This is a genomic window from Streptomyces sp. NBC_00525 (assembly GCF_036346595.1).
In the GTDB taxonomy this organism is placed as follows: domain Bacteria; phylum Actinomycetota; class Actinomycetes; order Streptomycetales; family Streptomycetaceae; genus Streptomyces.
Map to the genome: position 1 here is coordinate 5,803,382 of NZ_CP107834.1, position 19,773 is coordinate 5,823,154.

Genomic DNA, 19,773 nt, shown 5'->3' on the forward strand with positions numbered 1-19,773 from the left:
GGACCGGTGAAGGCCCGTCACCTCCCGCCGATCCGCGCGACGTTGAGCCCGTCCACCCCAGGCGGTACGTTTTGCACCCACCGAGGAATCGTCGGTGCGGCTGCTGCGCGGCGCAAGGCAACGGGAAAGCGGGTCATGAAACTGAAATCGCTCGGCAGGGGCATACCTGCGATATTGGCAGTTATCGCCTTGAGTGCAGGCTGCTCGAACGACACGTCCGACGGCACGGCCTCAGCCGCACGAAGTGAACCCGCGTCCGCGCCCCTGCCTCCGGACAGCCTGCCCGTCAAAATGAAGGAAGCCGCCGACAAGAACCTCGGCATCTCCGTCCGAGATGCGACGGACCTCGGCCGAACAGTGGATCTGCAGCACGCGGAACTGTGGAGGGCTTGCCTGACGAGAGAAGGAGCCGATCCGGACTCCGTTGATTTCGGTGCTGTCCCGCGCGGGGAGAAGTGCCCAACGCACTGGAATGCCCATGTCCCGACCCCCAGGACACCGGATCTTGTGGGGAAGGATTTCGAAGAATCCTACGACCGGCTGCTGAAGAAGGGCTACAACAGCCGGTTCATCGATGTGTTCTACGGAAGCCCCGGCATCGTCGATCAGCAGGAAATCCCCCGGGTGCACGGAGAAATTTGCAGCCAGAGCCCGAAACCCGGCGAATTGTACGATGCCTCGGAAAACGTCAAACTGTCCGTGGCGATAGGAAAGTGCCCGGCGGTCTGAAACGCACGACATCCTCAACCCCGACGCACTGCCGCCCCGACGCACTGCCGCCCCGGCGTCATGCGGCGCCGGGGCGGGGGAGCGTACGGGGGTCAGCGCAGGCGTTCGTAGGCGGGGAGGGTCAGGAAGTCCGCGTAGTCCTCGTCGAGCGCGACCTGGAGCAGCAGATCGTGGGCCTGCTGCCACTGGCCGGCGGCGAATGCCTCCTCGCCGGTCTCGGCGCGGATCGCGGCCAGTTCCTCGGCGGCGACCCTCCGGGCCAGTTCGGCCGTGGCGTGCTCGCCGTTCTCGAAGACCACGTCCGCGTTGATCCACTGCCAGATCTGCGAGCGGGAGATCTCGGCGGTGGCCGCGTCCTCCATCAGGTTGAAGATGGCGACCGCGCCCATGCCCCGCAGCCACGCCTCGATGTAGCGGATGCCGACGGCGACCGCGTTGCGCAGGCCGTCGTAGGTGGGCCTGGCGTCCAGCGTGTCGACGGCGATCAGATCGCCCGCCGCCACCGAGACGTCCTCGCGCAGCCGGTCCTTCTGGTTCGGCTTGTCGCCCAGGACCGCGTCGAAGGAGGCCATGGCGATCGGGACCAGGTCGGGGTGGGCGACCCAGGAGCCGTCGAAGCCGTCGTCGGCCTCGCGGTCCTTGTCGGCCTTGACCTTCTCGAACGCGACCTTGTTGACCTCGGCGTCCCGGCGGGACGGGATGAAGGCCGCCATGCCGCCGATGGCGTGGGCGCCGCGCTTGTGGCAGGTGCGGACGAGGAGTTCGGTGTACGCCCGCATGAACGGGGCGGTCATCGTCACCGCGTTGCGGTCCGGCAGGACGAACTTGGCCCCGCCGTCGCGGAAGTTCTTCACGATGGAGAACAGGTAGTCCCAGCGGCCCGCGTTCAGCCCGGAGGCGTGGTCGCGCAGCTCGTAGAGGATCTCCTCCATCTCGTACGCGGCGGTGATGGTCTCGATCAGGACCGTGGCCCGGACGGTGCCCTGCGGAATGCCCAGCTCGTCCTGCGCGAAGACGAAGATGTCGTTCCAGAGGCGGGCCTCCAGGTGCGACTCCGTCTTGGGCAGGTAGAAGTACGGGCCCTTGCCGAGGTCGATGAGGCGCTGGGCGTTGTGGAAGAAGTAGAGGCCGAAGTCGACGAGGGCACCGGGCACCGGGGTGCCGTCCAGCCGGAGGTGGCGCTCGTCCAGGTGCCAGCCGCGCGGGCGGGTGACGACGGTCGCCAGCTCGTCGGCCGGCTTCAGCGCGTACGCCTTGCCGGACCTCGGGTCGGTGAAGTCGATGGAGCGGTTGTAGGCGTCCATCAGGTTGAGCTGGCCGAGGACGACGTTCTCCCAGGTGGGGGCGGAGGCGTCCTCGAAGTCGGCGAGCCAGACCCGCGCGCCCGAGTTCAGGGCGTTGATGGTCATCTTGCGGTCGGTGGGACCGGTGATCTCCACCCGGCGGTCGTTCAGCGCGGCCGGGGCCGGGGCGACCTTCCAGGAGTCGTCCGCACGGATCGCCGCCGTCTCCGGGAGGAAGTCCAGCGTGGAGGTGCGGGCGATCTCCGCCCGGCGCTCTGCGCGGCGCGCGAGCAGCTCGTCGCGCCGGGGCGTGAACCGGCGGTGCAGCTCGGCCACGAACGCGAGGGCCGCGGGGGTGAGGACCTCGTCCTGCCGGGGCAGGGGCTCGGCATCGACGATGGCCAGCGGGGACGGCGCTGGTGCGGACATGAGCTGTCACTCCTTCAGCGGGCGGTGCGGACGGCGTCCACGGCCGCCGGGCCGCCCGATTCGGCACGGCGTGCCGGGGCTCCGGGATACGGCTGAGGCCGCCGTCTGAGGTGCAGAGGGCTTCTGGTCAGTGGATAGTAGTTTCCTCATGGTGGAAGTTCAATGTTTTGTTGATGTCGAGATTCTCCGGCTCGACAGAACTGCCGGGGCGTCGGCGCAGCGTCCCAGGGGGCTCACTCCAGGTGCGAGAGGTCCGCCGGAGTGTCGATGTCGTACGCCTGTGCCACATCGCCGCACTCGACGAGCGCCAGCGCGTCGCGGTGCGCCCGCAGATACGCCCGCGCCCCCTGATCGCCCACCGCCCCGGCCGCGACGTCCGCCCACCGGTCCGCCCCGAACAGCACCGGATGCCCGCGCTCACCCCCGTACGAGGCCGCTACCAGGCTCGTCCGGTCCCGGCAGGCCGCCCGCACCCGCGCCACCGCCCGCCCGCCGATCCCCGGCTGGTCGACCAGCAGCACCAGCGCCGCGTCCGCTCCCGTCCCCGCGAGCGCGCCGAGCCCCGCCCGCAGCGAGGAACCCATCCCGGAGGTCCACTCCGTGTTGACGGAGACCGTGCAGCCGGCCAGATCCGCCCGCGCCCGCACCTCGTCGGCCGCCGCGCCCAGCACCACGTGCACCGGACCGCAGCCGCCCTCCCGCAGCACCCGCACCGCATGCTCCACGAGCGGGCGTCCACGGTGTCCCAGCAGGGCTTTCGGGCGTCCACCGAGCCTCCGCCCGCCCCCTGCGGCGAGCAGCAGTCCGGCGACGACGGGCGAGACGCGTTCACTTGTCATACCGCTCTGGATACCCCACGCCCGCCGTTCACGCCCGCGCCGCCCACCCGTACGGCGTGCATGAGGCGCGCGGAGTGGCGCCCGGTACCTTTTATGGCGTTAACTTGCCCGCACCCCCGGACACTTGACCAGGTTTGGGGAGCGGTCGGAACACCGGCACGAGGACGTGCGAGGGGGAGCTTTGTTGAAGAGCGTCGGGCAGGAACGGGTGGCCGGCAGCGGTGAGGACCCCAGGGTGACGGAGCTGCGCACCGCGGTCTCCCGGCTGCGGCGGGCCCTGGCCGGGCATCCCGGACAGTTCCCCGACCGCGCCATCGCCGAGGACGAACTCGCCGCGCTGGCCGCCATGGCGCTCAGCGGGGTGCCGGAGATCCCCCGGCTGCGCCGCTCGCTGCTGCTGGTCGCGGGGGCGATCGGCTCGGTGAGCGCGCTGGCGTCGGCGCTGCGGGACGTACGCGTCGCCGTCGACCTCTTCGGCGAGCCGCCGCGCCGCTGACCGGCGACCGGTGACGGATCAGCGGCGGATCAGCCTGCGGGCCGTCGCCGCCGCGACCGCCGCCGTGCGCGAATCCACGCCGAGCTTGGCGTAGATGTGCACCAGATGGGACTTCACGGTCGCCTGGCTGAGGAACAGCCGCTTGCTGATCTCCGCGTTGGACAGGCCGTCGCCGACCAGCCGCAGCACCTCCAGCTCGCGCTTGGTGAGCGCCTGGGCGGGCGTGCGCATCCGGTCCATCAGCCGGTGCGCGACGGCCAGGGCCAGCGCGGAACGGCCCGCCGCCGCCGTACGGACCGCGGCCGCCAGCTCCTCGGGCGGCGCGTCCTTCAGCAGATAGCCCGCCGCCCCCGCCTCCACCGCCGCCAGGATGTCCGCGTCGCTGTCGTACGTCGTCAGGATCAGCACGCGCGGCGCGTCCGGCGCCGCCGTGATCGCGGCGGTGGCCTGCGCGCCGTGCATCCCGGACCCGAACTGCAGGTCCATGAGCACCACGTCGAGCCCGCCCGCCGCGGCACGGGCGACCGCCTCCTCGGCGGTGGCGGCCTCCGCCACGACCCGGAAGTCCGGCTCGGTGTCCAGGACCGCCCGCAGCCCGGCCCGCACCACCGGATGGTCGTCGGCGAGCAGCAGCCTGACCGGCGCGCTCATGCCGCCTCCCGCCCCGCCCGGCCCACCGGCAGCGGCAGCGTCAGCGCGACGGCGGTGCCCTGGCCGGGCGCCGACTCCACGCTCAGCGTGCCGCCCAGCGACCGGGCCCGCGAACGCATCGCCGGCAGCCCGAACCCGCCCGACTCCGGGGAGGTCGCCGCCGGCTCGTCCTGCGCGAAGCCGCGTCCGTCGTCCACCACGTCCAGCGACACCGAGGTGTCCATGAAGCTCAGCGTGATCTCCGCCCGCCGCGCCCCGGCGTGCCGCACGGTGTTCGCGAGCGCCGACTGCGCGGTCCGCAGCAGCGCCACCTCGTACGGCGTGGGCAGTTCGACCGGGGTGCCGCTCACCGCGAACTGCACCGTGAGCCCCGGCGCGGCGGTACGGGCCGTGAGCCGTTCCAGGGCGGCCGCCAGCGAACCGTTCTCCAGGTCCGGCGGGGTCAGGGCGCGGACGAAGCGGCGGGCCTCGGCGAGGTTGTCCTGCGCCGCCTCGCGCGCCCGGTGCACATGGGCGGCGGCCGGGGCGTCGTCGGGCAGGGCCCGCTCGGCGGCGCGCAGCAGCAGCTGGATGCTGGACAGGCCCTGGGCCAGGGTGTCGTGGATCTCGCGGGCCAGCCGCTCCCGCTCCGCCAGGGTGCCCGCGGTGCGCTCCGCCTCGGCCAGCTCCGCACGGGTGGCGACCAGCTCCTCGATGAGCCGGCGGCGCCGCTCGCTCTCCCGGAACAGCGCCTCGTACCCGAGGACCGTGGCCACGGCGACGGCCGCGCCCAGCAGCGGGCCGATGAACGTGCCCGGCGTGACCGCCTGCCCGTGCAGCAGGAAGCCCGCGATGGCCGCGCCGGCCGTCGCCGCGACGGCGGGCAGGCTCCAGTGCGTCGGCAGCAGATGCAGCTGGAGGAAGTAGAGCGGGAAGGCCACCCACAGCGCGTCCGGCGACAGCACCAGCAGCACCGCCCACAGCAGCCCCAGCACCGCCAGCCAGCCCGCGCCCGCGCGGGTCCCCGGCTGCACGGACCGGACCGCGGCGCCGGTCACGTACACCGCGCCCAGCACCCCGGCGGTCGCGATCACCGCACCCGTGCGGGGACCGCCGTCCCCGGCGGCCTTGACGGCGGTGAGCGCCAGCAGGCCCAGCAGCAGACCGTGCAGACACAGCCGCAGCGCGGCGGCGACGGGAGGGTGGACACGCGTTTCCATTGAATCCAGCGTAGGCGCGTCCCGCCCGGAGCCGGTCAATCGAAAGGTTGATGTCGTCACCAGCGCGGGGGCGATGCCCGGCGGGCTCCGGAGAACAAGGCTGGGGGCATGTTCGTCGCATGGAGAGATCTACGGTTCGCCAAGGGCCGCTTCGCGCTCATGGGCACGGTCGTCGTGCTGATCACCCTGCTGGTCGGTCTGCTGTCCGGGCTCACCGCGGGGCTGGCCCGTGAGAACACCTCGGCCGTCACCGGGCTGAACGCCGACCGGCTGGCGTTCGCCGCCCCGCCGGACGGCCGCTCGGTGTCCTTCACCGACTCCTCGGTCGGCGAGGACGCGGTACGGGCCTGGGCCCGGCAGCCGGGCGTGACGTCCGCGGAGCCGCTCGGCATCCGCACCCTGAACGCCACCGCCGGTACGGGGGAGCGCATGCCCGGTACGGGGGAGCGCACGGCCGCCGTCTCCGCGTTCGGTGTCGAGCCCGGCAGCGGACTGGCCCCGCTCGGCACGGAGGTCGCCCCCGGCGAGGTCGTCCTCTCGCGCGGCGGAGCCGACGAGCTGGACGTGCGCGCCGGGGACCGGCTGCGGCTCGGCGGCCGGGAGGTCACCGTGGCCGCCGTCGCCGGCGACGCCTCGTACAGCCACACCCCGGTCGTCTGGACCGACCTCGCCGACTGGCGGCGCGCCGGGAACGGGGACGCCCGCGCCACCGTGATCGCCCTGACCCTCACCGGCGCCGCCGACACGGCCGCCGGCGACCGGGCGGCGGGCACCCGGACCCTCACCCTGGCGGACTCCCTCACCGCGATCGGCTCCTACCAGGCCGAGAACGGCTCGCTCCAGCTGATGCGCGGCTTCCTCTTCGTCATCTCCGCCCTGGTCATCGGCGCGTTCTTCACCGTCTGGACGATCCAGCGCAGCGGCGACGTCGCCGTGCTCAAGGCGCTGGGCGCCTCCACCCCGTATCTGCTCAGGGACGCGCTCGGACAGGCCGTCGTGATGCTCGTCCTCGGCACGGGCCTGGGCACCGCCCTCGCCTCCGGCATCGGTGTCCTGGTCGCGGGCGGCAGCGTGCCGTTCGTCCTGGACGCGGCGACGGTCCTCGTGCCGGCCGCCGTGACCATCGTCCTCGGCGCCGCCGGGGCGGCCCTGTCCATCCGGCGGATCACCGCCGTCGACCCGCTCACCGCGCTCGGGAGTGCCCGATGACCCTCACGCTCACCGATGTCACCCTCACCTACCCGGACGGCGACGGCCGCCTCACCGCCCTGGACCGCGTCGCGCTCGACGTGCCCGCCGGCACCCTCACCGCCGTCGTCGGACCGTCCGGCTCCGGCAAGTCCAGCCTGCTCGCGGTGGCCGCGACGCTGGTCGCCCCGGACTCGGGCACGGTCCTCGTCGCCGGTACGGACACCACGGGGCTGGGGCGCGCCGAGCAGGCGGCGCTGCGCCGGGAGCGGGTCGGCATCGTCTTCCAGCAGCCCAATCTGCTGCCCTCGCTGACCGCCGTCGAACAGCTCCAGGTCATGACGCATCTCTCCGGCGGCCGGGCCGGGGCCGCCCGTGCCCGCGCGCTCGACCTGCTCGACGCGGTCGGCCTCGCCGGGCAGGCGGGCCGCAGGCCCCACCAGCTCTCCGGCGGTCAGCGCCAGCGGGTCAACATCGCCCGCGCCCTGATGAACGAGCCGGCCCTGCTGCTGGTGGACGAGCCGACCAGCGCACTGGACCATGAGCGCGGCGCGGCCGTTCTCGACCTGCTGGTCACGCTGACCCGGCAGCGCTCCACGGCGACGGTCCTGGTCACCCACGACCGCGCCCACCTGGACCGCGCGGACCGCACGGTCACCATGACGGACGGCCGGCTCACGGCCGCCCCGGCCCCGGTGTGACGCGAACGGGCCCGGTGTGACGCGAACGGGCCCGGACCCTCCGAAGGGTCCGGGCCCGCCCGCCGTGCTCCGCCTCAGCCGGCCGTGCCGCTGCCGGCCAGCGCCTCCGACAGGTCCTTCGCGGCCTGCTGGAGTATGGGCACGATCCGCTCGGTGGCCGCCTCGGTGACCCGGCCGGCCGGGCCGGAGATCGAGATCGCGGCGGAGGTGGGGGAGTCGGGCACCGAGACCGCCAGACAGCGCACCCCTATCTCCTGCTCGTTGTCGTCGACCGCGTAGCCCATCCTGCGGACCTGGTCCAGCGCCTCCAGGAAGCCGTCCGGGGTGGTGATCGTCTTGTCGGTGGCGGCCGGCATGCCCGTACGGGCCAGCAGCGCGCGCACCTCGTCCGCCGGGGTGTGCGCCAGCAGCGCCTTGCCGACCCCGGTGGAGTGCGGCAGCACCCGGCGGCCGACCTCGGTGAACATGCGCATCGAGTGCTTGGACGGCACCTGCGCCACGTACACGATCTCGTCGCCGTCGAGCAGCGCCATGTTGGCGGTCTCGCCGGTCTCCTCGACCAGCCGGGCCAGATACGGGCGGGCCCAGGTGCCAAGCAGCCGCGAGGCGGACTCGCCGAGGCGGATCAGCCGGGGGCCGAGCGCGTAACGCCGGTTGGGCTGCTGGCGTACGTAACCGCACAGCACCAGCGTGCGCATCAGACGGTGGATCGTGGGCAGGGGGAGTCCGCTGCTCGCGGACAGCTCGCTCAGGCCGACCTCGCCCCCCGCGTCGGCCATCCGCTCCAGCAGGTCGAAGGCGCGCTCAAGGGACTGCACACCACCGCTGGAACCGGCGGGCTTGGAGTCGGAAGTGCTGGCGTGGGACGGCGGCACGTCAACGGTCCTTTCGAAGCGGAGGAGCAAGGCAGCAGCCTACCGGGCCCGGCCGGCGGGACCTGGGCCGGCCAGGGGCCGTCGTCGCCGGTCAGCGCCCGTCCGTCCGGGTGTCCGCAGGTCGTGCGACGGCCCGGCCGCACCGCGCCTGGCTCATTCTACGTTCCGCACTCCGAAATTGACCTTTTACTTTGTGGAAACGTCCAGAGGGGGCCGCCGGGCGCCCGCGGTACGGGGAAGAGGTCTTGACGGGGCGCCCTCCCGAGTGAAGACTCCTTCAACAGTTCGTTGAAAGACAGTTTGTTGGACATGCGAAGTGAGGAGCACGGGTGCCCGGTCCGGACGTGAAGCTGCTGCTGCGCTCGACGCGCGTCGTCACCCCCGAGGGAACCCGGCCCGCGTCGGTGGCCGTCAGCGGCGAGACCATCGAAGCCGTCCTCCCGTACGACGCCGGGGCACCGGCCGGCGCCCGCGTCGAGGACCTCGGTGACGACGCCCTGCTGCCCGGTCTGGTGGACACCCACGTCCATGTGAACGACCCCGGCCGCACCGAGTGGGAGGGCTTCTGGACCGCCACCCGCGCCGCCGCGGCCGGCGGCATCACCACCCTGCTCGACATGCCCCTCAACTCCCTGCCGCCCACCACCACGGTCGAGCACCTGCGCGTCAAGCAGCGCGTCGCCGAACCCAAGGTGCATGTGGACACCGGCTTCTGGGGCGGCGCCGTCCCCACCAACGTCAAGGACCTGCGCCCGCTGTACGAGGCCGGGGTCTTCGGCTTCAAGTGCTTCCTCTCGCCCTCCGGCGTCGAGGAGTTCCCCGAGCTGGACCAGGAGCAACTGGCCCGGTCCATGGCCGAGATCGCCGGCTTCGGCGGACTGCTCATCGTGCACGCCGAGGACCCCCACCACCTGGCGTCCGCCCCGCAGCGAAGCGGCCCCGCCTACGCCGACTTCCTCGCCTCCCGGCCGCGCGACGCCGAGAACACCGCCATCGAGGGCCTGATCGCGCACGCCCGCCGACTGGACGCCCGCGTCCACGTCCTGCACCTGTCCTCCGGCGACGCGCTGGCCACCATCGCCGCCGCCCGGCGCGAGGGCGTCCGGCTCACCGTCGAGACCTGCCCGCACTTCCTCACCCTCACCGCCGAGGAAGTCCCGGACGGGGCCACCGAGTTCAAGTGCTGCCCGCCCATCCGCGAGGCCGCCAACCAGGACGCGCTGTGGCAGGGGCTCGCCGACGGCACCATCGACTGCGTCGTCTCCGACCACTCGCCCTGCACCACCGACCTCAAGACCCCGGACTTCGCCTCCGCCTGGGGCGGCATCTCCTCCCTCCAGCTCGGGCTCCCCGCCATCTGGACCGAGGCCCGCCGCCGGGGCCACACCCTGGACGACGTCGCCCGCTGGATGTCCACCGCCCCCGCCGCCCTCGCCGGGCTGCACCGCAAGGGCGCCATCGAGGCCGGCCGCGACGCCGACTTCGCGGTGCTGGCCCCCGAAGCCGCCTTCACCGTCGACCCGGCCGAACTCTTCCACCGCAACCGGGTCACCGCCTACGCCGGACGCACCCTGCACGGCGTGGTGCGCTCCACCTGGCTGCGCGGCACCCGCATCGCCCACGACGGCGTCCTCACCGAACCCACCGGCCGCCTCCGGACGAGGGAGACCCGAGCATGACGGCGATCACGCACTTCACCGGCGACGCGAACCCGTACGGCGGCGGCGACCCGTACGCCGACCACCGCAGCGCCGACCTCCCCTTCACCCACCTCGTCGACCTCGCCGACCGCCGCCTCGGCGCGGCCGTCATCGCCGCCAACGACGAGTTCTTCGCCGAGCGCGAGAACCTGCTCAGGCCGGAGCCCGCCCGCTTCGACCCGGAGCGCTTCGGCCACAAGGGCAAGATCATGGACGGCTGGGAGACCCGCCGCCGGCGCGGCGCGAGCGCCGGCGAACCGCATCCGGCCGACGACGACCACGACTGGGCGCTCATCCGCCTCGGCGCCCCCGGCGTCGTGCGCGGCCTCGTCGTGGACACCGCCCACTTCCGCGGCAACTACCCGCAAGCCGTCTCCGTGGCGGCCGTCTCGCTGCCCGGCACGCCGTCCCCCGCGGAACTGCTCGACCCCGGCGTGACGTGGACGACGCTCGTGACCCGTACCGAGATCGGCGGCCACGCGGCCAACGGATTCGCCGTGGACGCCGAGCGGCGCTTCACCCATCTGCGGCTCGCTCAGCACCCGGACGGCGGGATCGCCCGGCTGAGGGTGTACGGCGAGGTCGCCCCCGACCCCGCCTGGCTCGCGGCGCTCGGCACCTTCGACGTCGTCGCCCTGGAGAACGGCGGCCGGGTCGCCGACGCCTCCGACCGCTTCTACTCACCGGCCACCCACACCATCCAGCCCGGCCGCTCCCGCAAGATGGACGACGGCTGGGAGACCCGGCGCCGCCGCGACCGGGGCAACGACTGGATCCACTACCACCTCGCCGAAGAGGCGGACATCCGCGCCGTCGAGATCGACACCGCCTGCCTCAAGGGCAACGCCGCCGGCTGGGCCCGGCTGACCGCCCGCGACGCCGACAGCGGCGCATGGTCCGAGTTCCTGCCCCGCACCCGGCTCCAGCCCGACACCAACCACCGCTTCGTCCTGCCGGAGGCCGTCCGCGCCGACCAGGTCCGCATCGACATCTACCCGGACGGCGGCATCTCCCGGCTGCGTCTCCTCGGCTCCCTCACCGCACGCGGCGCGGCCCGGCTGGCCGCCCGCCACACCGCACTCGGCGGCTGACGGCCCGGCCGGCCCGGAACCCCGGGGACGCTCAGAACTCCTCGTGCTCCTCGGGGTCCCCGCCGAACCGCTCCCGGCGGCCGTTGGAGATCCGGCCCAGCTCCTCCGGCGTCAGCTCGAACCCGAACAGGTCCAGGTTCTCCCGCTGCCGCCCCGGATCGGCCGACTTCGGGATCGGCACGGAACCGAGCTGGGTGTGCCAGCGCAGCACGGCCTGCCCCGGAGTCACCCCGTGCGCCCCGGCCACCGCCACCACATCCGGGTCGGCCAGCAGATCGCGGCCGCGCCCCAGCGGACTCCAGCTCTGCGTGACGATCCCCTTCGCCGCGTGCACCGCCCGCAACTCCTCCTGCGGCAGCCGGGGATGCAACTCGATCTGGTTCACGGCGGGCACCACCCCCGTCTCCTCCTCCAGCCGCGCCAGATGCTCCGCGGTGAAGTTGGAGACCCCGATCGACCGGACGAGCCCGTCCTCGCGCAGCTTGATCAGCGCCCGCCAGGTGTCCACGTACAGACCCACCTTCGGCAGCGGCCAGTGGATGAGATACAGGTCCACGTAGTCCAGGCCGAGGTTGCTCCGCGACTCCTCGAACGAGGCCAGCGTCTTGTCGTAGCCGTGGTGCCGGCCGGGCACCTTGGTCGTGACGAAGACCTCCTCGCGGGGCACCCCGCCGCGGGCGACGCCGCGCCCCGTACCGGTCTCGTTGCCGTAGTTCAGCGCCGTGTCCACCAGCCGGTAGCCGAGGCCCAGCGCCCCGGCGACGGCCCGCTCCGCCGCGTCGTCGTCGAGCGGGTAGGTGCCGAGGCCCACCGCCGGGATCGTACGGCCGTCGTTCAGGGTGTGCGCCGGGATACCGGACATGATCGTCCCTTCTCGTCGTCCTGCCGCGGGCATGCCTCCCCGCCCAGCGTAGGCGGGCCGATGGCGCCCGGCAGCGCGGACGGGCAGGGGCTCGCCCTCGCGGCAGGGCACCCGGTAGCGTGACCGCCCCCAGGTGAGAGCCGGTGCCGTCTCCACACCAACCCCTGTGGAGAATCCGGAGTACCAGGTGTCGTCCGTCGCCGCCCCCGCCCTCGCCCCGCCGCGCCGGGCCTGGCTCACCGATCTGCCCGTACTGCTGGTCGCCGTGGTCTGGGGCTCCAGCTATCTCGCTGCCAAGGGCATCACCACGGCGCAGACCGTCGTCGCCGTGCTCGTCCTGCGGTTCGCCGTGGTGCTGCCCGTCCTGGTGGTCGCGGGACGGCGCCGGCTGCGGGCGCTCCGGGCCGCGCAGTGGCGGGGCGCCGGGCTGCTGGGCCTCGTCCTGAGCGGGATCTTCCTGCTGGAGACCTACGGCATCGTGCACACCTCGGCCACCAACGCCGGACTCATCATCAGCCTCACCATGATCTTCACCCCGCTCGCCGAGGCCGCCGTGACCCGGACCCGGCCGACCGGGGCCTTCCTCGCCGCCGCCGGGCTCTCCGTCGCCGGGGTGGTGCTGCTGACCCAGGGCGGCGGCTTCACCACCCCCTCGGCCGGCGACCTGCTGATGCTCCTCGCCGCCCTCGCCCGCACCCTGCACGTCCTGCTCATGGCCCGGATCAAGGCGGTGCGGTCGGCGGACTCGCTCTCCCTGACCACGGTGCAGCTCGGCAGCGCGGTCGCCGTCTTCGCGCTGCTGGCCGCCGCGCCGGGCACCGGCCGGGCGCCCTGGACGGTCGCCGCCGGGTTCGGGGCGCGCGAGTGGTGCGGGCTGCTCTTCCTGTCCGTGTTCTGCACGCTCTTCGCGTTCTTCGTCCAGATGTGGTCCGTACGCCGCACCTCGCCGTCCCGGGTCAGCCTGCTCCTCGGTACGGAGCCGCTGTGGGCCGCCGCCGTCGGCATCGCGATCGGCGGCGAGCGCCTGGGGGCCGCCGGGGTGGCCGGCGCCGTACTGGTCCTGGCCGGCACGGCCTGGGGGCGGCGCGGCGCCGACCGGGCCGCGACCGCCGGCCTCACTCCTTGATCGAGTCCGACGCGACCATGACCGCCGTCCCCGTCACCAGCAGCACAATGGACACGAACAAGGAGTGCTCGGCGAAGAACGGAATCCGCAGGATCACATTGAAGAAGTGGAACCAGTCGAGCCATTCGTGCAGCAGCCCCGTGACCCCCTGGACGAACACCAGGAAGCCGACCGTCTCGCAGAGTTTCTTCATGGCCGCCAGCCTGGCCGCCCCGTACCGGCCCCCGCGTCGGCCGACGGTCTGCCCGCCGGGTCCGAAAGTATCCTCCCGCGCGACTTCGGTCGCTCCCGCGCCCCGAACGCCCGGAACCCGCCGCCCACCTGCGTAGCGTGGTCGGCATGACGCGTACGGAGTACCCCTGGCTGCTGCCCTCGGCGATGGCCGGACCCGAGCTGCCGGACGACGGCGGCCGGACCCGCCGCACCGTACGGGACTGGGTCGTCGACATCACGGCCTTCCTGTGCGCCGCCGGCATCGGCCTGGGCACCCTCGCCACGATCGAGGCCGACCCCACCACCCCGGACGTCTTCGTACTGATCGACTCCCTCGTCGGCGCCGCCGCCTGCTGCGCCCTGTGGGTCCGGCGGCGCTGGCCGGTCGCCCTCGCCGTCACCCTGACCGTGCTGGCCACCGTGGAACCCGTCGCGGCGGGCGCCCTGCTCGTCGCCCTGTTCAGCCTGGCCGTCCACCGGCCGTTCCGCCCGGTCGCCCTCGTCGGCGCCCTGGCCCTCGCCAGCACCCCCGTCCAGCCGTATCTGCGCCCCGACCCCGGCACCTCGTTCCTCGCGTCCACCATCATCGGGTTCCTGCTGGTCCTGCTCGTCCTCAGCTGGGGCATGATCGTGCGCTCCCGCCGCCAGCTCGTCGTCTCCCTCAGAGAACGCGCCCGCCGCGCCGAGTCCGAGGCCGCCCTGCGCGCCGAACAGGCCCAGCGGCTCGCCCGCGAGGAGATCGCCCGCGAGATGCACGACGTGCTCGCCCACCGGCTCACCCTGCTCAGCGTCCACGCCGGCGCCCTGGAGTTCCGGCCCGACGCACCCCCGCCCGAGGTCGCCCGCGCCGCCGCGGTCATCCGGGACAGCGCGCACGAGGCCCTCCAGGACCTCCGCGAGATCATCGGCGTCCTGCGCGGCCCCCGCGACGGCGACACCGACGGCAACCGCCCCCAGCCCACCCTCGCCACCCTCGACGCGCTGGTCGCCGAATCCCGGCAGGCCGGCATGAAGGTCACCCTCGACAACCGCATCGCCGACCCGGACACCGTGCCCGCCGCCCCCGGACGCACCGTCTACCGCATCGCCCAGGAGGCGCTGACCAACGCCCGCAAGCACGCGCCCGGCGCCGAGGTCACCCTCACCCTCGGCGGCGGACCCGGCCCCGGCATCACCGTCGAGGTGTCCAACCCGGCCCCCGCCGAACCCTTCGCCCGCGTGCCCGGCTCCGGCCAGGGGCTCATCGGCCTCACCGAACGCGCCACCCTCGCCGGGGGCCGGCTCGACCACGGACCCGAACCCGGCGGCGGGTTCGCCGTCCGCGCCTGGCTACCGTGGGCGCCATGACCACCACGCCCGTCCGCCTCCTCATCATCGACGACGACCCGCTCGTCCGGGCCGGGCTCGCCCTCATGCTCGGCGGCGCCGACGACATCGACATCGTCGGCGAGGGCGCCGACGGCAGCGAGGCCGCCGCCCTCGTCGAACGGCTGCGGCCCGACGTGGTCCTGATGGACATCCGGATGCCGGTCATGGACGGACTCAGCGCCACCGAACTGCTGCGCGCCCGCCCGGACGCGCCCGAGATCGTCGTCCTGACCACCTTCCACGCCGACGAGCAGGTCCTGCGCGCTATCCGCGCCGGGGCCGCCGGCTTCGTACTCAAGGACACCCCGCCCGCCCGGATCGTCGAATCCGTACGCCGGGTCGCGGCCGGCGACCCGGTCCTGTCACCCGCCGTCACCCGGCAGCTCATGGCCCGCGCGGCCGGCGACGGCCACGGCGAGCGCACCGACCGGGCCGCGCGGGCACGCGAACGCGTCGCACTCCTCGCCGGCCGGGAGCGCGAGGTCGCCGTCGCCGTGGCACAGGGCCTGTCCAACGCGGAGATCGCCACCACGCTCTACCTCAGCGTCGCCACCGTGAAGACCCAGGTCTCCCGCATCCTCGCCAAGTTCGGCCTCAACAACCGCGTCCAGATCGCCCTCCTGGTCCACGACGCCGGTCTGCTCGACGACGAGAACCGATCGAGTCCCGGCTGAACCCCTCGTCCCCGGCGGACCTCGCGGCATACGCTGGGCGGGCCGGTCCTGCGGGCCGGGACGATGCGACCGGGAGGGGCGGCCCATGTCCGAAGTCGACTTGGATCTGCGGGGGTTGACGGAGTTCACCGCGAACCCGTATCCGTACTACGCGCGCATGCGCGCGACCGGTCCGGTGCACACCATCCGTACCGACGACTTCGACCGCGTCTGGCTGGTCGTCGGCTACGAGGAGAGCCGCGCCGCCCTCGCCGACCCGCGCTTCGGCAAGGACTGGCGGGCGCTGCCCGGCGAAATGGGCGGCGACCCGATCAACGCCAACATGCTGGAGATGGACGCCCCCGACCACACCCGGCTGCGCAAGCTCGTCGCCCGCGCCTTCACCGCGCGCCGCATCGAGGCGCTGCGCCCCAGGGTCCAGGAGATCACCGACGAACTGCTCGACGTGATGCTCCCGGAAGGCCGCGCCGACCTGGTGGACGCGTTCGCCTTCCCGCTCCCGATGACCGTCATCTGCGAACTGATCGGCGTGCCCGACCTGGACCGGTCCGCCTTCCGCAAGCTCTCCAACGGAGTCGTCGCCCCGGCCGACCCGGCCGAGGAGGGCGAGGCGGTCCGCGCCATGGGCGGCTACCTCGCCGAGCTGATCCGGGACAAGCGCCGCTCGCCCGGCGACGACCTGCTCAGCGCCCTGATCGCCGCCCGCGACGAGGACGACGACGCCCTCTCGCCCGACGAGCTGGTCGGCATGGCCTTCCTGCTGCTCGTCGCCGGACACGAGACGACGGTCAACCTGATCTCCAACGGCGTCCGCGCCCTCCTCGACCACCCCGACCAGCTCGCCGCGCTCCGCGCCGACCCGGCGCTGCTCGACGGCGCGGTCGAGGAGATGCTGCGCTACGACGGACCGGTGGAGACGGCCACCTTCCGGTTCGCCCGGGAACGGGTCGAGATCGGCTCCCGGACCATCGAGACCGGCGACCCCGTCCTCATCTCCCTCGCGAGCTCCGACCGCGACCCGGCCCGCTACCCGGAGCCCGACCGCTTCGACATCCGCCGCGACACCCGCGGCCACCTCGCCTTCGGACACGGCATCCACTTCTGCATGGGCGCGCCGCTGGCCCGGATGGAGGGCCGCATCGCCATCCGTACCCTGCTGGACCGCTGCCCCGGTCTGGCCGCCGACCCGGACGCCGCTCCCTTCGACTGGCTGCCCGGCACACTCATCCGCGGGGTGCGCCGGCTGCCCGTACGCTGGTGAGCGGCGCGCGCCCCTGCGCGTGACGGCGGCTCGGGCTCGGGGATACTTGCCCAGCCGGACCGGGACCACGGGCCCCGGTACCACCGGCAGCACAGCGAGCAGCACAAGAAGGGCACGGCGTCGTGGCAAGGGTTCGGACAGGGGTACGTGCGATGGGCGCCGTGCTTGCGGCGGTGCTGGGGGTGTCCCTCATGGGATGCAGCAGCACCGGCGGCAAGCGGGCGGAGGAGCGTGCGGCCAAGGCCGCGGCCGAAGGCCGGGCCGCGGTGAACACGCCCCGCTGGACCTTCGCCATGGTCACCCACTCGGGCGACGGCGACACCTTCTGGGACATCGTCCAGAAGGGCGCCGAGACGGCGGCCAAGAAGGACAACATCAACTTCCTGTACACGCACGACGCCGAGGGCCAGCAGCAGGCCCAGCTCGTCCAGGCGGCCATCGACAAGAAGGTCGACGGGCTGATCGTCACGCTCGCCAAGCCCGGCGCCATGAAGGACGTCGTCGCCAAGGCCGTCCGCGCCGGCATCCCCGTGATCACCGTCAACTCCGGCTCCGCCGAGTCCAAGGAGTTCGGCGCGCTCACCCACATCGGCCAGGACGAGACCATCGCCGGTGAGGCGGTCGGCGAGGAACTGAACCGGCGGGGCCGCAAGAAGGCCCTGTGCATCCTGCACGAACAGGGCAACGTGGGCCACGAGCAGCGCTGCGCCGGAGCCAGGAAGACCTTCGACGGGAAGATGCAGAACCTGTACGTGGAGGGCACCAACATGCCCGACGTCCAGGCGTCCATCGAGGCCAAGCTCCAGTCCGACCAGGACATCGACGCGGTCGTCACCCTCGGCGCCCCCTTCGCGGACGCCGCCGTCAAGGCCAAGAAGACCGCGGGCAGCAAGGCCGAGATCGACACCTTCGACCTGAACCCCGCCGTCGCCGCCGCCCTCCGGGCCAAGACGCTCGGCTTCGCCGTCGACCAGCAGCCCTACCTCCAGGGCTACGAGGCCGTGGACCTGCTCTGGCTCTACCGCTACAACCGCAACGTCCTCGGCGGCGGCCGCCCGGTCCTCACCGGCCCGCAGATCGTCACCGCGAAGGACGCCGCCCAGCTCGCCGAGTACGCCGACCGGGGCACCCGATGACCGCCGGGGCCGGATCGTCCGCCGTCGTGGACGAACGGCTGCTGCGCACCTCGCCGCTGCGCAAGCTGCTCGGCCGCCCCGAACTGGGCTCGGTCGTCGGCGCGCTCGCCGTCTTCCTCTTCTTCGCGATCGTCGCCGACAGCTTCCTGCGCGCCACCAGCTTCGGAACCGTGCTGTACGCGGCCTCCACCATCGGGATCATGGCGGCACCGGTCGCCCTGCTGATGATCGGCGGCGAGTTCGACCTGTCCGCCGGCGTGATGGTCACCACATCCGCGCTGGTCTCCTCGATGTTCAGCTACCAGATGACCGCCAACGTCTGGGTCGGCGTCTTCGTGTCGCTGCTGGTCACGCTCGCCATCGGCGCCTTCAACGGCTTCATGCTGACCCGTACGAAACTGCCCAGCTTCATCATCACGCTGGGCACGTTCCTGATGCTGACCGGCCTGAACCTGGGCTTCACCAAGCTGATCAGCGGCACCGTCTCGACCAAGACCATCGGCAACATGGAGGGCTTCCCCTCCGCGCGCAAGCTCTTCGCCTCCTACTGGACCGTCGGCGGCGTCGAGCTCAAGGTGACCCTGCTGTGGTGGGCGGTCCTGGTCGCCGTCGCCACCTGGATTCTGCTCCGCACCCGCTTCGGCAACTGGATCTTCGCCGTGGGCGGCGGCGCCGACGCGGCCCGCGCGGTCGGCGTCCCCGTCGTCCGCACCAAGATCGGGCTCTACCTCGGCGTCGCCTTCGCCGCCTGGGTCTCCGGCCAGCACCTGCTGTTCAGCTACGACATGGTGCAGTCCGGCGAGGGCGTCGGCAACGAGCTGATCTACATCATCGCCGCCGTCATCGGCGGCTGCCTGATCACCGGCGGCTACGGCTCCGCGATCGGCTCCGCGGTCGGCGCCTTCATCTTCGGCATGACCAGCAAGGGCATCGTGTACGCGGAATGGAACCCCGACTGGTTCAAGTTCTTCCTGGGAGCGATGCTGCTCCTGGCCACCCTGCTCAACGCATGGGTACGCAAGCGCGCGGAGGCGACGAAATGACGGCCCCCAAGGCCCTCGTCGAACTGGACGGCGTGGCCAAGTACTACGGCAACATCAAGGCCCTCGAAGGAGTGTCGCTGGAGGTGCACGCGGGCGAGATCTCCTGCGTGCTCGGCGACAACGGGGCCGGCAAGTCCACCCTCATCAAGATCATCGCCGGGCTGCACCGGCACGACGCCGGACGGTTCCTCGTGGACGGCGAGGAGACCACCCTCGCCAACCCGCGCGACGCCCTGGACCGGGGCATCGCCACCGTCTACCAGGACCTCGCCGTCGTCCCCCTGATGCCGGTCTGGCGCAACTTCTTCCTCGGCTCCGAGCCGACGACGGGCGCCGGCCCCTTCAAGCGGCTCGACGTCGGGCTGATGCGCGAGACGACCCGCTCGGCGCTGCTCCGCATGGGCATCGACCTGCGCGACGTGGACCAGCCCATCGGCACCCTGTCCGGCGGCGAACGCCAGTGCGTCGCCATCGCGCGCGCCGTCCACTTCGGGGCGAAGGTCCTCGTCCTGGACGAGCCGACGGCCGCGCTGGGCGTCAAGCAGTCCGGGGTCGTCCTGAAGTACATCGCGGCCGCCCGCGACGCCGGCCTCGGCGTGGTCCTCATCACGCACAACCCGCACCACGCGTACCTCGTCGGCGACCGGTTCGTCCTGCTCAAGCGCGGCGCGATGGCCGGCAGCCACACCAAGGAGAGCATCGACCTGGACGAACTGACCCGGCAGATGGCGGGCGGCAGCGACCTGGAGGAGCTGAGCCACGAGCTGCGCCGCGCCTCCGGACCGGGCCCCGCCGCTACGCCGTAACGGGCCCGCCCGCCGCCCCGGACGACGGCCCCGCCCTCCCGGCAATGGCAGAATCGGGACGGACGGGCGCCGTCCGCCACCGGGACACCCCCTCCCGGTCACA

At 72.8% G+C, this 19,773-nt stretch carries 20 protein-coding genes; 13 read left to right on the top strand and 7 right to left on the bottom strand.

Annotation, left to right across the window (positions count from 1 at the left end; genetic code table 11):
• Positions 1–135 precede the first annotated feature (135 nt).
• The gene (locus tag OG710_RS25510) at positions 136–729 is read left to right on the top strand and encodes a PASTA domain-containing protein (protein ID WP_330241403.1); all 594 of its coding nucleotides are present in this window, start codon (positions 136–138) and stop codon (positions 727–729) included.
• Positions 730–821: 92 nt separating this feature from the next.
• Here the strand turns inward: OG710_RS25510 and aceB are convergent, their stop codons facing one another.
• Both aceB and OG710_RS25520 read right to left on the bottom strand, forming a co-directional pair.
• Complete coding sequence (aceB, locus tag OG710_RS25515; RefSeq protein ID WP_330241404.1) at positions 822–2,441, bottom strand: malate synthase A; 1,620 nt, start codon at positions 2,439–2,441, stop codon at positions 822–824.
• Positions 2,442–2,674: 233 nt separating this feature from the next.
• Positions 2,675–3,280, bottom strand: a complete 606-nt coding sequence (locus tag OG710_RS25520) for a nucleotidyltransferase family protein (protein ID WP_330241405.1) — start codon at positions 3,278–3,280, stop codon at positions 2,675–2,677.
• Between the two features lie 181 nt (positions 3,281–3,461).
• On the opposite strand from OG710_RS25520, the gene OG710_RS25525 reads away from it, so the two are divergent.
• Entirely contained in the window at positions 3,462–3,776 is a 315-nt protein-coding gene (locus OG710_RS25525) for a DUF5955 family protein (protein ID WP_330241406.1), read from the top strand.
• Positions 3,777–3,794: 18 nt separating this feature from the next.
• Here the strand turns inward: OG710_RS25525 and OG710_RS25530 are convergent, their stop codons facing one another.
• Positions 3,795–4,427 carry a response regulator transcription factor gene (locus OG710_RS25530; protein WP_330241407.1) on the bottom strand — a complete coding sequence of 211 codons (633 nt, stop codon included), beginning with the start codon at positions 4,425–4,427 and terminating at the stop codon, positions 3,795–3,797.
• Complete coding sequence (locus tag OG710_RS25535; protein ID WP_330241408.1) at positions 4,424–5,626, bottom strand: sensor histidine kinase; 1,203 nt, start codon at positions 5,624–5,626, stop codon at positions 4,424–4,426. Before OG710_RS25535 ends, OG710_RS25530 begins: the two co-directional genes overlap by 4 nt.
• Before the next feature lie 108 nt (positions 5,627–5,734).
• Between OG710_RS25535 and OG710_RS25540 the strand changes: the two genes are divergently transcribed.
• Positions 5,735–6,835, top strand: a complete 1,101-nt coding sequence (locus OG710_RS25540; protein ID WP_330241409.1) for an ABC transporter permease — start codon at positions 5,735–5,737, stop codon at positions 6,833–6,835.
• Entirely contained in the window at positions 6,832–7,515 is a 684-nt protein-coding gene (locus tag OG710_RS25545) for an ABC transporter ATP-binding protein (protein WP_330241410.1), read from the top strand. The genes OG710_RS25540 and OG710_RS25545 overlap by 4 nt, the downstream gene beginning before the upstream one ends.
• 74 nt (positions 7,516–7,589) lie before the next feature.
• Here the strand turns inward: OG710_RS25545 and OG710_RS25550 are convergent, their stop codons facing one another.
• Positions 7,590–8,390, bottom strand: coding sequence for an IclR family transcriptional regulator (locus OG710_RS25550; RefSeq protein WP_330241411.1), 801 nt, complete (start codon positions 8,388–8,390; stop codon positions 7,590–7,592).
• Positions 8,391–8,719: 329 nt separating this feature from the next.
• Between OG710_RS25550 and allB the strand changes: the two genes are divergently transcribed.
• Both allB and alc read left to right on the top strand, forming a co-directional pair.
• Positions 8,720–10,069, top strand: coding sequence for an allantoinase AllB (gene allB / locus OG710_RS25555; protein WP_330241412.1), 1,350 nt, complete (start codon positions 8,720–8,722; stop codon positions 10,067–10,069).
• Entirely contained in the window at positions 10,066–11,181 is a 1,116-nt protein-coding gene (alc, locus tag OG710_RS25560) for an allantoicase (RefSeq protein ID WP_330241413.1), read from the top strand. Before allB ends, alc begins: the two co-directional genes overlap by 4 nt.
• 31 nt (positions 11,182–11,212) lie before the next feature.
• On the opposite strand, the gene OG710_RS25565 is transcribed toward alc, so the two are convergent.
• Positions 11,213–12,043, bottom strand: coding sequence for an aldo/keto reductase (locus OG710_RS25565; protein ID WP_330241414.1), 831 nt, complete (start codon positions 12,041–12,043; stop codon positions 11,213–11,215).
• Between the two features lie 187 nt (positions 12,044–12,230).
• Between OG710_RS25565 and OG710_RS25570 the strand changes: the two genes are divergently transcribed.
• Positions 12,231–13,169, top strand: coding sequence for a DMT family transporter (locus OG710_RS25570; protein ID WP_330242342.1), 939 nt, complete (start codon positions 12,231–12,233; stop codon positions 13,167–13,169).
• On the opposite strand, the gene OG710_RS25575 is transcribed toward OG710_RS25570, so the two are convergent.
• Positions 13,159–13,362, bottom strand: a complete 204-nt coding sequence (locus tag OG710_RS25575) for a hypothetical protein (protein WP_330241415.1) — start codon at positions 13,360–13,362, stop codon at positions 13,159–13,161. The genes OG710_RS25570 and OG710_RS25575 overlap by 11 nt on opposite strands.
• A gap of 146 nt (positions 13,363–13,508) precedes the next feature.
• On the opposite strand from OG710_RS25575, the gene OG710_RS25580 reads away from it, so the two are divergent.
• The 6 genes from OG710_RS25580 (at position 13,509) to OG710_RS25605 (ending at position 19,670) form a co-directional block, all read left to right on the top strand.
• The gene (locus OG710_RS25580; protein ID WP_330241416.1) at positions 13,509–14,729 is read left to right on the top strand and encodes a sensor histidine kinase; all 1,221 of its coding nucleotides are present in this window, start codon (positions 13,509–13,511) and stop codon (positions 14,727–14,729) included.
• Positions 14,726–15,424, top strand: coding sequence for a response regulator transcription factor (locus OG710_RS25585; protein ID WP_330241417.1), 699 nt, complete (start codon positions 14,726–14,728; stop codon positions 15,422–15,424). The genes OG710_RS25580 and OG710_RS25585 overlap by 4 nt, the downstream gene beginning before the upstream one ends.
• 85 nt (positions 15,425–15,509) lie before the next feature.
• Positions 15,510–16,685 carry a cytochrome P450 family protein gene (locus OG710_RS25590; protein WP_330241418.1) on the top strand — a complete coding sequence of 392 codons (1,176 nt, stop codon included), beginning with the start codon at positions 15,510–15,512 and terminating at the stop codon, positions 16,683–16,685.
• A 122-nt stretch (positions 16,686–16,807) separates the two neighbouring features.
• Positions 16,808–17,821: a sugar ABC transporter substrate-binding protein gene (locus tag OG710_RS25595; protein WP_443064295.1), complete on the top strand. Its 1,014-nt coding sequence runs from the start codon at positions 16,808–16,810 to the stop codon at positions 17,819–17,821.
• Positions 17,818–18,864 carry an ABC transporter permease gene (locus tag OG710_RS25600; RefSeq protein WP_330241420.1) on the top strand — a complete coding sequence of 349 codons (1,047 nt, stop codon included), beginning with the start codon at positions 17,818–17,820 and terminating at the stop codon, positions 18,862–18,864. Before OG710_RS25595 ends, OG710_RS25600 begins: the two co-directional genes overlap by 4 nt.
• Positions 18,831–19,670 carry an ATP-binding cassette domain-containing protein gene (locus OG710_RS25605; protein ID WP_330241421.1) on the top strand — a complete coding sequence of 280 codons (840 nt, stop codon included), beginning with the start codon at positions 18,831–18,833 and terminating at the stop codon, positions 19,668–19,670. The genes OG710_RS25600 and OG710_RS25605 overlap by 34 nt, the downstream gene beginning before the upstream one ends.
• Positions 19,671–19,773 lie beyond the last annotated feature (103 nt).